Below are 12,872 nucleotides of genomic sequence, written 5' to 3' on the forward strand. Positions count from 1 at the left end.
CATCACTCCTCCTGCAACGGATAATCATTTCATTTGCTTAAGTTTTCGCGCTTCAAAGCCGCATTCCTGCTGCATTTTTTCAATTTCCCAGCGATCGACTGTAATCGACGAAGGTTGTTAAACTTCGCTTGATGATGCACTTCTCATCCGCCCAAGAACAACAAAAAAAGACTCTTCACCCGACAGAATCAGCACTGTCGGCAGAGAGTCTTTTATCTTTTTTAGGAGGTTGTCCCCGGTTGATTCTCATTAAAATCCTGAATAAGCTCGGTAATTTCGTCCTGTTTGTCTACAGGAACAAGTAATTTACCGATGTGTTTACGTTCTGTGAGTGGAACGCTCTCGGATGAGACCGTATGGGCTTGTCCCTCTTTGGTCATCACCGTCAACTGACGTTGCTCTTTACAGTAGAATGCACCTGCAATACGGCTACCATTCGGTTTAACACGTTTACCTTCCTTGAATTCAAAGGTAACCACGCCTTTACCACCACGGCTCTGCGGGGCATAGTCCAGAAGCAAGGATCGTTTACCATAACCGAGGTCACTCAATACAGCTACCTCTCCCTCATCTCCCTCTACCCATAACACAGAGACTACTTCATCCGTATCTTTCAATTGAATACCACGAACACCACCAGAGACACGTCCCATCGGATTCACTTCATCTTCACGGAAACGAATCGCCATCGCTTCTTTGGTAATCAGCATGATATCTTTCCCGCCCGTACTTAGATGTACGGACAGCACTTCATCATCCTTAGCAACCTTGCATGCCGCTACGGCACCCGAGCGCTTTGTAATGTATTCCTTAAGTTCAGTTCGTTTGACCTGTCCCTTGCGGGTTACAAATACCAGACTGTGATCTGGTTCCTCGAACGATTTGATCGCCAGTACACTGGTGATCCGATCATCCTTCGCCAGAGGAATTACATTAACAATGGCGGTACCCGGATCTTTCCACTTAAACTCCGGCACCTGATGCACAGGCAGGAGGAAATATTGCCCTTTTTGTGTGAAGACAAGCAAATTCTCCAATGTATTTACTTCAAGCACCTGGGAGATATAATCTCCTTCTTTTACACCGCTAGCACTTCGCTCACCGCCAGAACGTGTGAAGGACTGCATGCTCGAACGTTTGACATATCCTTCTCTGGACAATGTCACAAATACATCTTCTGCGTTGACCAATACTTCGAGATTAACCTTAAGTTCCTCTACTTCACCCTGAATGGCGGAGCGGCGCTCAATTCCGTACTTCTCTTTGATCTCCAGCAGTTCTTTACGAATGACCCCGATCAGCTTCCGATCACTATCGAGAATCGAGCGTAGCTGTGAAATTTTCTTCATGAGATCATCCAGCTCTTTTTGCAACGAATTAATCTCCAGATTCGTCAAACGATACAATTGCAAGGTGAGAATAGAATCCGCTTGACGTTCCGTGAACCCAAACATCCAGATCAGATTGTTTTGAGCATCCTGACGATTCTTCGAAGCTTTAATCGCTGCGATTACTTCATCCAAAATGTTAAGGGCTTTCACCAGCCCCTCCAGGACATGAGCACGGTCTTCCGCTTTCTCCAGCTCATACTTGGTTCGGAAAGTTACTACTTCGCGTTGGTGAGCAATATAAGCTTCCAGAATCGCTTTTAGACCAAGTTGCTGCGGCGCTTTGTTCACAATCGCGACCATATTGAAGTTGTATGTGACTTGCAGGTCGGTTTTTTTCAGCAAATAAGCCAAAATCCCTTGTGCATCCGCATCTTTTTTCAGCTCAACAACAATCCGTAATCCTTCGCGTCCACTTTCATCCCGAACTTCTGCGATACCTTCAACCTTTTTCTCCAGGCGGATATTTTCCATCGCCGTAACAAGACGGGATTTAACCACCTGATAAGGAATCTCCGTAATAACGATCTGTTGCTTGCCGCCACGCATATTTTCGATCTCGGTTTTGGAACGTATGTAGATTCGTCCTTTACCTGTCCGATATGCATCCAGAATACCGTCGCCGCCCATAATTAAGCCGCCTGTTGGAAAATCAGGTCCCTTGATGAACATCATGATTTCGTCCAGTTCAATGGACGGTTTCTCCATGACAGCAATACAAGCATCAATCGTTTCACGCAAATTATGCGGTGGAATCTCGGTTGCAAAACCGGAAGAAATTCCGCTTACCCCATTGACCAGCAGGTTGGGATAACGGGAAGGTAACACAACCGGTTCCTTGGCTGTATTATCAAAGTTATCTTTAAACAACACGGTGCGTTTCTCAATATCACGAAGCATCTCCATTGCAATAGATGACAAACGAGCCTCTGTATAACGCATAGCTGCAGCCGGATCATCGTCTTGTGAGCCCCAGTTACCGTGTCCGTCTACAAGCATATGGCCCATTTTCCATGGCTGTGCCATTCGTACCATACCTTCATAGATCGAGGAGTCACCATGAGGGTGATAATTACCCATAACGTCTCCTACCGTTTTGGCAGATTTACGATATGGCTTCTCCGGTGTATTGCCCGAGTCGTACATGGCGTAAAGAATACGCCGCTGTACTGGCTTTAATCCATCCCGCACATCGGGAATCGCTCGATCCTGAATAATATATTTGGAGTAGCGACCAAAACGGTCACCAACGACCTCTTCAAGAAAGGCCGGCATAAATTGTTCTGATAGACTCATTCCAAGCACCTTCTATTCTTCGTACTCTGTAAAGTCGACATTCTCTACAATCCAGCGTTTGCGTGGATCCACTTTGTCACCCATCAATGTAGATACACGACGCTCTGCTTTGGCTGCATCCACAATCTCCACTTTCAACATAGCGCGTGTCTCCGGGTTCATCGTTGTTTCCCACAGTTGATCCGGGTTCATCTCACCAAGTCCTTTATAACGCTGTAATTCGACATTATTTCCGAACTCTTTCATATAATTCGCAAGTTCTTCGTCCGTCCAGGCATATCTTACCGTTGCCATTTTGCCGGATTTACGAGTGAGTTTATATAAAGGCGGTTGCGCAATATATACTTTCCCTGCATCAATTAACGGTTTCATGTAACGGTAAAAGAACGTAAGTAGCAACACCTGGATATGTGCGCCATCCGTATCTGCATCCGTCATGATAATGATTTTGGAATAATTGCTGTCCTCTACGGCAAACTCCGTTCCGATTCCTGCGCCTATTGCTGCTGTAATTGCACGATACTCTTCATTTTTCAAAATATCCGCAAGCTTCGATTTTTCCGGATTCAACGGTTTTCCCTTTAACGGCAGAATCGCCTGTATTTTAGAATCCCGTCCTTGCTTGGCTGAACCACCTGCAGAGTCACCTTCCACAATAAACAATTCATTGCGTGTAAAATCTTTCGATTGCGCAGGCGTCAGCTTGCCATTCAAGTTAGAACTTTCACTGCGCTTTTTCCCTGTTCGCATCTCGTCACGGGCTTTCCGCGCGGCTTCTCTCGCTTTGGACGCCTGCACTGCTTTGCGAATCAAGGTCTGTGCAACCTGCGGGTTCTCTTCCAGAAAACGTTGAATATTTTCGGAGACCACTGAATCAACTGCACTTCGAGCAGAAGCACTTCCGAGCTGATCTTTGGTCTGACCGACAAATTCCACTTCAGACATTTTGACGCTAATTACCGCCATCATGCCTTCACGCAGATCATTACCTTCCAGATTTTTATCTTTTTCCTTGATCATGCTGGTACGCCGAGCGTAGTCGTTCATTACACGGGTATAGGCTGCCCTGAATCCGGTCTCATGCGTTCCTCCACCACGGGTCGGGATCGAATTGACAAAGGAAGCAAGTGTTTCTGTATAACCCGCATTATACTGGATTGCCACTTCTACCTCGATATCGTCCTTATCTGCGTAGAAGTGTATAACGTCATGAAGTACATCTTTATTTTCGTTCAAAAACTCAACAAACTGGCTCGCGCCGCCCTCGTACATATACTCATCCTGGTTGCCTGAACGTTCGTCCTTAAGCACAATTTTCAGACCCGAGTTCAGGAAAGCAATCTCCTGAAGGCGTTCTGCCAGTGTATCATAATTCAACTGAATTCCATTCTGAAAAACGCGAATATCCGGTTTAAACGTAACTTTGGTGCCTGTGCGATTGGTATTACCCAATACTTCAAGACCAGTCACGGGTTCTCCTACATGTTCGACGCCTTTTTTGTCCTGCCAATATTCAAAACGTTGACGATGGATCTTACCATCACGGAAAATTTCGACTTCAAGCCACTCTGACAATGCGTTGGTGACCGAAGCCCCTACACCGTGCAGACCACCTGATTTTTTATATCCTGATCCACCGAACTTACCGCCTGCGTGCAAAATCGTAAACACGACCTGGGGAGTGGGAATCCCTGTTTTATGTATACCTGTCGGAATTCCCCTTCCGTTATCCTGAACTGTAATAGAACCGTCCTTATGCAGCGTGATATCGATTTTGGAGCAGAATTTGGCTAGGTGCTCATCGACAGCGTTGTCTACGATCTCCCATACCAAATGATGTAGACCTGAAGTACTGGTGCTGCCGATGTACATCCCCGGCCTTTTCCGAACCGCTACCAGTCCTTCAAGTACTTGAATGTCGTCCGCGTCGTAGCCCGAGGCGCCCTGTCCTCCGCCTGTCGAACCTGCCGACATATCGATTTGCTCGACCATTCATGCTCCCCCTTCTTAACTTGAAACTACAAAAATGCCTGAAATGCAAACAGATGTTTTCTTATCCTTGTCCATTTTAATTCAAGATATCCCGTTTCGTAAAGACAAGGAATGATACAATGAGTGATGCAACGCCCCAAACACTAAGCACAATAAGGGAAAATCCAAGGTTCATGCCTTCAATTGGTGGCAATCCGCCGGACAAATAATCAGGCAGTTCCAGGTTCACCATAAACAAATACTTCGCCGTTTCCCACGAAGCTGCCATGTTGGTTAGAATCGTTCCAGCGATCAGCGCAGCCATCATAATTACGATACTTGCCGCTGTACTGCGAACAAGAACCGATACCATAAACGCCAGCATAGCCACGATGATACTTACAAACCAGATCAAACCTGCTTGCATCAGCATGTACTGCCATTGACTTACCGCATGTACGGCAGACATATCCACTTCGGTGCCAACCACTTTGAATCCAGTGAAGACAGGCATGCCGAAACCTTTGTAACCAAAAACGGCCCCCGATATCCCGTAACAGATCACATAAGCAGAAACGACGATGATCGAAACAAACATGATCAATGTGATCAGTTTGCTTAGAAGCACTTTCCACCGTCTAACGGGGCGAGTCAGCAACATTTTGATCGTGCCTGTTGTCCGTTCTCCTGACACCAGGTCTGAAGCAATTGCCATAATCAAAAGCGGGATAAACAATCCAACGGCATTGTTCATAAATTCCCTTGTAAACGTCACACCGCCTGGTTCTTTGGGATTAATGTTATTTTCCAGATAGTATTGCATCTGCTGGATATAGACGGTTCTATACTTTTTGTATTCCTCGGGAACCCGATCACTGCCTAGTGAGTTCTGATTATCCGTAATCGCTTGTTGTAGTTCAAGCCTCCAGTCACCACCGAACTTGTCTTGATTATTCTGAGCCGATTTCATCTGTGCATACGTGAACATCGGAACAAGGATGGCCAGAACGATAAAAATAATATAAAGACGTTTCTTCTTGACCATTTTAATGGTCTCATTACGAATGAGCGGCATGATATTATTCAATGGATTCACCTTCTGTCATTTTTAAGAATAGTTGTTCAAGTGTAGGCTGAATCCGTTGTACGCCCTCAACCTGAATGCCTGCTTCAACCATCTGCTGTACCAGCTCCGGTATCCGTTCTTCATGCATCTCGGCAACAACAGCATTCGCACCGAGCCCTGCAACAATCGTATCATCCATCACATCACCGGGGCGGCTAACCAGCGTAATCCCCTTATCAAGTAAAAGCTGACGGCCTGCATCAAAAGGTGTAAGATGCCATATCGCCACCTTGGAATGGTCTTCGATCAGTTCATTCACACCACCAACTGCGAGCACACGGCCGGTACTGATTATGGCTACCCGATCACAGAGAAGTTGAATTTCACTTAACAAGTGACTGCTGACGAACACTGCCATCCCCTCACTGGCGAGCTGTTTGATAAATTCACGTAACTCTTTAATCCCTTTGGGATCAAGTCCATTCGTTGGTTCATCCAGAATCAGCAACCGTGGTCTTCCAAGTAATGCCTGGGCAATTCCGAGCCGCTGGCGCATACCTAGTGAGTAGGTTCTAACTTTATCATGAATACGTTGATCCAGACGCACAATATTGACCACTTCCTGAATACGGTCATGATCAACGCCTGGTTGCATCCGGGCAAAGTGCTCCAGGTTTTCCCACCCGGTCAAATATGTATATACCTCAGGATTTTCCACGATGGAACCGACATATTTGAGCGCTCGTTCGGGATCACGATTCACGTCGTAACCACAGACCGAAATTTTTCCTTCTGTAGGTTTAATCAGATCAACCAGCATACGAATCGTTGTCGTTTTCCCCGCACCATTCGGCCCCAAAAAACCGAAAATTTCACCAGGTTTGACATCAAAAGTGACGTCTTTGATAATCCATTTCCGTCCAATTTTTTTCTTCAGGTGTTGTACGGACAAGACGGAATCATACTGCTTCTCTGCCATTTATTTCGCGCTCCCTTCTGCCGGTTTATTCCCTTTATATTCCTGTGCAATGCGAACGGCCATCTGCTGATAACCTTGTCCATTCGGATGGAAGTGATCAGATGAAAGATACTCGTCCAGATGATTCTCAAACAGATCAAAGGTTGGCACAAGTGTCATGTTATCTTCATTGTTCAAGATGGACATCGCCGCGTCATTCCAGGCTGCAACAACAGCATTGCCCGGCTTCTCCAGTTCCTTCACATTACCAAACGGATTATATAATCCGATATATGCAATCTGAGCATTCGGATTGATTTCTTTCACTTTCTTCAAAATTTCCTGTAGACGTTTGGATGTCTCCGGCAAGGCGGCAGCCAGTTTCTCGGCTGTTGGCGGGTCTTCACCTTGAAGAACCTGTCCACCTTGAAACAGGTCATTCGCACCGATAGAGAGTAAAATAAAGTTGGATTGTTGCAAAACATATTGAACCCCTTGTTCATCCAGCTTTTTTAACAACGCATCTGTTCGCAGACCGTTTACACCCAGATTGTTAAGTACCTGTACATCATGACCCTCATCTTTGAGCAGATTAGCCGCCCGTCTAACAAATCCAAGTCCTTCATCATCCCCCGTTCCTCTTGCAAGGGAATCGCCAATGACAGCCATTCGGATTTTGCCGTCTTCTACAATCGCTTTATTGCCCCCATTTTGAGCATCTTTAGCTGGAGCCGCAGCCTTCTGTCCCTCATTTAACGTTGAATCCCCTTGCGGAAAAATAACATCTTTTATGGCGTAAGCAAATCCAAATATCAATAGCAGTGTTGCTACTATGGATATCGTGCTTACACTTCTCCAGATCCAAGGCGCTGAATCAAGATTTTTGTTCTTTTTCATCCATCACATCTCCAGTCAGTTACAAATAATTTATAATGGCTTTCACATCAAGATATTGCTTATTCTAAATAACATAAGTCTTCTGTCGTTAATTTGCAAATTTTGCTGTTATATTCGGAAAGCAGCCATTTCCACAACTCAAAAAATGGAAAAAAGCCATAGTACACACAGCTTTTCGGCTATGTGCACATATGACTTCTTTTATTATAAAATAAGTTATATATTATTCATTTCCAACTCTTATTTACCGATAAACTCTTGAGCCCAATATCCGTTATAGTAGCCTACACCAATTTGCGTAAAGTTTTTGCTCAGGATGTTTGCACGGTGACCCGCACTGTTCATCCAGGCTGTTACAACTTCCTGAGGTGTTTTTTGACCTTTAGCGATATTTTCACCAGCGTAGCTGTACGTTACTCCGAATTGTTTCATCATGTCAAACGGAGAACCGTACGTTGGAGACTGATGATCAAAATAGTTGTTGTTGCTCATATCTTTTACTTTTGCCATAGCGACCTTGTCCAAAAGAGCGTCGGATGTCAATGCACCAAGACCTGCTTTGGCACGTTCAGCGTTCACAAGTTTCACCACTTGTGTAGCAAAATCGGATTGTGTGCTTTGTGTGCCACCGTTATTACCTGTGCTTGAAGGATCTTTAGCTGGTGTAGTCGTAGCTGGTTTTTCTTCTTGTACTGGTTTCGCAGGTGTGCTTGGTTGTTCAGGCTTGGTTACAGGCTGCGTTGTTGGTTGCTCAGCTGTTTGACCTTCCGAGACTTTGTATCCGTTTTGTTTCAGCCATTGCTCAATATAAGCTTTCAAGCTATCCGCATTGACCACTTTATACGTTGTAACCGTCGTTGCTTTATATGTTGAATCTGCAGCAGACGCGGAGGCAGGAAGCATAATCCCTACGGCGAGTGCAGCTGTCAGACTGCCTGTCACAACTTTTTTCATCCAGTTCTTCTTCAAATTCATTCATCTCCTTAGAATTAATTATTACAACTTTGTAATGTCTACTCTAGGAGTATATCAATTCATTAGGAGATTGTGAACCCGTAAATACTGGAAAAATGACTTTTTTGTCATTATTGATTGTTTCAAAGCAACCTTGGACAGTTTATATATATAGGCTCTACGCTCGGCCTTATGAGTCACAAATAACGGAGTTCCTAGTGTGTCTTTTCAATAAAATGATGTACACACCATATAAAAAAAAGGCACTCAGTCAAGTTTTCACTTGCTGAATGCCGTTTCATCTATTATAAAAGAACTTTACTGAAACGATAGCCTTTTTTCTGGAAGCCAATATGCTCATAGAAGGAATACGTCGTTGAAGTTACTTCACGATTCGCCCCAGTGACAAACAATTGCTTACCACCTTGCTTTTTGCCCCAGTCTTCAGCACGAGCCATTAAACGGCGACCAATTCCGCTACCGCGATGTTCCTGACCTACGATCAACGAAGTAATCTGGGCAGCAGGTTCCGGATAGGCATGACTTTGAACACATTGCAAGCCAATCACACCAATAATCTGTTCATCCACTTCGGCAACGAGCATGCACGCGTTCGGATTGCTCTCCAAACCTTCAATGCGTTCTTTCATTACATTGGTGGTTGTCGGATAGCTAACCTCTCGCATCAATCCTGTTACCGCTTCAGCATCTCGCAGTTCACACTCTCGGATCATCAGTACAGGGGCCTCCACATTATTGGACATGATTTACCTCCACTTTCAGCATATTTGCGGCTTGAACCGCTGTTTTACGAGCTTCTTCCACATCTGTTCCAGCACTAAGGGCTACAGCCATTCGGCGTCCTTGTTTCGTTTCAGGTTTGCCAAACACACGAACCTGAGTACGAGGTAATGCAAGTGCATCTTCAATTCCACCTATGGTGAAATCAGATGTTTCGACATCGGCCTTCAGCGTGGCTGAGGCTCCTGGTGTCAGCAAATGTACTTCTGTGACGGGAAATCCAAGAATGGCACGCACGTGAAGCGCGAACTCTGAATTATCCTGTGTAACCATCGTGACCATACCTGTATCATGTGGACGTGGCGAGATTTCACTAAATACCACTCCATCAGCTGTGAGAAAGAGTTCAACGCCAAAAAGGCCGTACCCGCCGAGCTCATCCGTAACCGTTTTTGCGATGTGACAAGCTTGCTTCCATTGCTCCGATGTCATCGCATGAGGTTGCCATGATTCGACATAATCCCCATCTTTTTGAATATGACCGATCGGCGGACAAAATACAGTGCCTGATGCCGATCTGACGGTAAGTAGCGTAATTTCACTCTCAAACTTCACAAAGCTTTCCACGATAACACGAACAGACTTGCCTCTCGCTCCCGAAAGAGCTATGTCCCAGCAGTTTGCTGCATCATCCGGTATACGGCATACACTCTGGCCTTTACCAGATGAACTCATCAATGGTTTGATAACACAAGGTGTACCTAGTTCACGAACAGCCTCTTGCAACTGTTCTAAACTATCCGCAAAGAGATAAGCGGCTGTAGGGAGATTCAATTGTTCGGCCGCCAGACGACGAATGCCTTCACGATCCATAGTCAAACGAGCGGCACGGGCCGTTGGCACGACACAAAAGCCTTCTTCCTCAAGTTCCAGCAATGCTTCAGTAGCAATGGCTTCAATCTCAGGTACGATGTAATGCGGTTGTTCCTTACGGATCAATTGTTTCAATGCCTCGCCATCTAACATGTCGATGCAGTAAGATCGATGTGCGACCTGCATGGCCGGTGCGTTCTCATAACGATCAACAGCGATTGTTTCCACACCGAGACGTGCAGCCTCAATCACGACCTCTTTACCCAATTCTCCGCTGCCTAGCAGCAGCATTTTTTTGGCTTGAGCCGAAAAAGGAGCACCCCACATGTTCTTTCCAATCCTCCCAAAGAGAAATCTTCTATATCTGTCTCTCTATTTTCGGGGTTTTGGTTAAAGATTGCAAGAGTACTCCCTATTTTTCTTGTGAATTTTACAAGATTTTTTGTGTTTTTTCGATCAAATTTTACAAATTACATTCTTGGATTCGATACTCTTTCCATTCCTCCCATTTTTAAGGATATAAAAATTAAAGAAGCATACAACCTGATTTTTCCTTTTTTATAATTTATCCTTTTAATAAGTCACTTTTCTCCAAATCACGATTTTTCTCCCGAAACAGTTCATTATGGGACGAAACGTAGGCCATTCCAGCTGCCGTTGGTTCAACGTATGTTTTGGCACTGTTGACCGCAACAATCGCATCATTAAAAGCTCCTGCGATCAAACGCACTTTGCCTTCGCGTATCGCACAGTCTCCTGCTGTAAAAATACCAGGTATATTGGTTTCACCCCGTTGGTTCATGGCAATCATCCCTTCATCCATATCCAGACCGCAGCGGGCAAGATTGCTTGCTTGACTCGTATAACCATGGCTTACGATGATCTCATCGACTTCTAGTTTTATGTTTTCACCTGTAGCCACATTGGATATGGCAACTTGGTGTATACATTCTCCATTGCCATACAAGCGATCAATCTTAAAGGGTGTGAGCACTTTCGTCCTGCTTTTCATCTGTTTCACATTATGCTCCAATGCACGGAAAGCATCCTGTCTATGAACTACGGTTACCGTGTCAGCCAAGTCTGCAAGTTCAAGTGCCCAATCCACAGCGCTATTGCCACCGCCCGAGATTAATACTTTTTTTCCAGCAAAATAGTTCAGATTCTGTACCGTATAATGCAAGTTACTCCGTTCATAATGATGTGCACTGTCCAGTTCAAGCTTCTGCACCTCGGCGATCCCCCGACCAATGGCAACAATGACACTCCTCGTATAATGCACCTCACCTGTAAGTGTGTGTAATGCAATTACTCCATCGTCCCGCCGGGTTAATGCATCAACACTCTGGCCGAACACCAGATTCGGTTCGAAAGTACCCGCTTGCTGAACAAGCCAGTCGATCAGCTTGGTACATTTCATTGGTGGTAGTCCGCCCACATCCCATATCGTTTTATCAGAATACGTGTGCAGAAAACCACCTAACTGATCCTTTCCTTCAATCAGCTTCACTTTCATTTCACGCATGCCTGCATAAAAAGCCGCATACATTCCTGCTGGACCACCGCCAATAATCGTTACATCAAAAATATCCTGATCATACATGACTTAACACCTCCTATCTTATGTTCACCGCTCATATTAACCACAAGGTATCGAAGCCATTTCCAGATGTTTATTTGTTTTTCTCTTCAAAAGCAGCTACAAGATCATCGATTGCATAATTATCTGACATCGGTGCCATTCCAAGATTGAACCACTCTTTGCCGCCTACGAGATACACATGATTGTTTTTAACAGCCTTAAGGTTTTTCCAAATGGATGTACTCATCATGTCTTTATATTTCTTCTGAATTTCCGGATTTTCCTCATCATCAAGCTGGATAATCAGGTGATCTGCATCGTATTCTGGCAATACTTCCATCGAAATGGACAGTCCGGTTTCATCTTTTGGAAAATTGCTCACAGGTTTTAAACCCAACCGTTTGTGGACAAAAGCACCCCGAGAAAGATTGGGACCATTCAAAACAATCTCTTTCTCCATCACTCGCGCATATAACACTGTTTCATCACCGATGAGGCTGTGCAGCTTGTCTGCTCCTTCTTTTTCATGTTGCTTAAGATCTTCCAAAACCTGTTTGGCCTCTGTTTCCTTGCCAAAAACCGCAGCGATATCCTGTAGTTCTTCAGGCCATTCTTCACGCTCTGGCAGAAGCACCGTCGGTGCAATACTTGAAAGCTGATCATAATCCTTCTTCGACCACCATGCAGGTGCTATGATCAAGTCCGGATTCGCCTCCAGGATCGCTTCAAAATTGGGTGTTTTCGCAATCCCCATCTTCATTGTATTTTTGAAAGGCTCCTGCAAATACTTAGGGAAGTCCTCATGATAATTTTGAACAGCTACCGGAACAATACCGAGTGAATATAACAGCTCTGGATATACAACAGATAACCCAACCACACGCTTAGGAGACTTGGGAATCGTGATTTCGCCCATCTCGGTCTGAACGACTTTCACTTCACCTTTGTCATTCGTTGTATTCGTTGCGGCGCTGGATGAGCTTTTTTCGCTCTCTCCAGAAGCAGAAGTGTCTGGCCCAGCAGCCATCCCACATGCACCCAGTAATAACACCATTAACAAGACACCTATAAGAACCCACCATTTTGACTTCACTTCTTATGTACCTCCTATATATGAAAAGATATGATAAGCACCAATCAATAATA

Annotated in this window: 10 protein-coding genes; all 10 read right to left on the reverse strand. The window is 44.9% G+C overall.

Going from position 1 to position 12,872, the window contains the following annotated elements; genetic code table 11:
• Positions 1 to 221: 221 nt before the first annotated feature.
• The 10 genes from gyrA to MHI38_RS04890 all read right to left on the reverse strand — a co-directional run bounded on the left by gyrA (position 222) and on the right by MHI38_RS04890 (position 12,819).
• The gene (gene gyrA / locus MHI38_RS04845) at positions 222 to 2,684 is read right to left on the reverse strand and encodes a DNA gyrase subunit A (protein ID WP_154890572.1); all 2,463 of its coding nucleotides are present in this window, start codon (positions 2,682 to 2,684) and stop codon (positions 222 to 224) included.
• A 12-nt stretch (positions 2,685 to 2,696) separates the two neighbouring features.
• Positions 2,697 to 4,676 (reverse strand): DNA topoisomerase IV subunit B, encoded by a 1,980-nt coding sequence (gene parE, locus MHI38_RS04850; protein WP_090917064.1) that lies wholly within the window; start codon positions 4,674 to 4,676, stop codon positions 2,697 to 2,699.
• Positions 4,677 to 4,752: 76 nt separating this feature from the next.
• Positions 4,753 to 5,742 (reverse strand): ABC transporter permease, encoded by a 990-nt coding sequence (locus tag MHI38_RS04855; RefSeq protein ID WP_090917066.1) that lies wholly within the window; start codon positions 5,740 to 5,742, stop codon positions 4,753 to 4,755.
• Positions 5,735 to 6,700, reverse strand: a complete 966-nt coding sequence (locus tag MHI38_RS04860; protein WP_154890573.1) for an ABC transporter ATP-binding protein — start codon at positions 6,698 to 6,700, stop codon at positions 5,735 to 5,737. The genes MHI38_RS04855 and MHI38_RS04860 overlap by 8 nt, the downstream gene beginning before the upstream one ends.
• Positions 6,701 to 7,576 (reverse strand): GDSL-type esterase/lipase family protein, encoded by an 876-nt coding sequence (locus tag MHI38_RS04865; protein WP_154890574.1) that lies wholly within the window; start codon positions 7,574 to 7,576, stop codon positions 6,701 to 6,703.
• Positions 7,577 to 7,816: 240 nt separating this feature from the next.
• A complete protein-coding gene (locus MHI38_RS04870; RefSeq protein WP_260510802.1) occupies positions 7,817 to 8,545 on the reverse strand; it encodes a CAP domain-containing protein in 729 nt (242 codons plus the stop codon).
• 290 nt (positions 8,546 to 8,835) lie between these two features.
• Entirely contained in the window at positions 8,836 to 9,294 is a 459-nt protein-coding gene (locus MHI38_RS04875; RefSeq protein WP_090917074.1) for a GNAT family N-acetyltransferase, read from the reverse strand.
• On the reverse strand, positions 9,284 to 10,471 hold the full coding sequence (gene purT, locus MHI38_RS04880; RefSeq protein WP_145331682.1) for a formate-dependent phosphoribosylglycinamide formyltransferase: 1,188 nt from the start codon (positions 10,469 to 10,471) through the stop codon (positions 9,284 to 9,286). Before purT ends, MHI38_RS04875 begins: the two co-directional genes overlap by 11 nt.
• 238 nt (positions 10,472 to 10,709) lie before the next feature.
• On the reverse strand, positions 10,710 to 11,747 hold the full coding sequence (locus tag MHI38_RS04885; protein WP_154890576.1) for an FAD-dependent oxidoreductase: 1,038 nt from the start codon (positions 11,745 to 11,747) through the stop codon (positions 10,710 to 10,712).
• Positions 11,748 to 11,817: 70 nt separating this feature from the next.
• Positions 11,818 to 12,819, reverse strand: coding sequence for an ABC transporter substrate-binding protein (locus tag MHI38_RS04890; protein ID WP_154890577.1), 1,002 nt, complete (start codon positions 12,817 to 12,819; stop codon positions 11,818 to 11,820).
• Positions 12,820 to 12,872: the final 53 nt, after the last annotated feature.

The organism is Paenibacillus sp. FSL K6-1558, assembly GCF_038002565.1.
Classification (GTDB): domain Bacteria; phylum Bacillota; class Bacilli; order Paenibacillales; family Paenibacillaceae; genus Paenibacillus; species Paenibacillus polysaccharolyticus.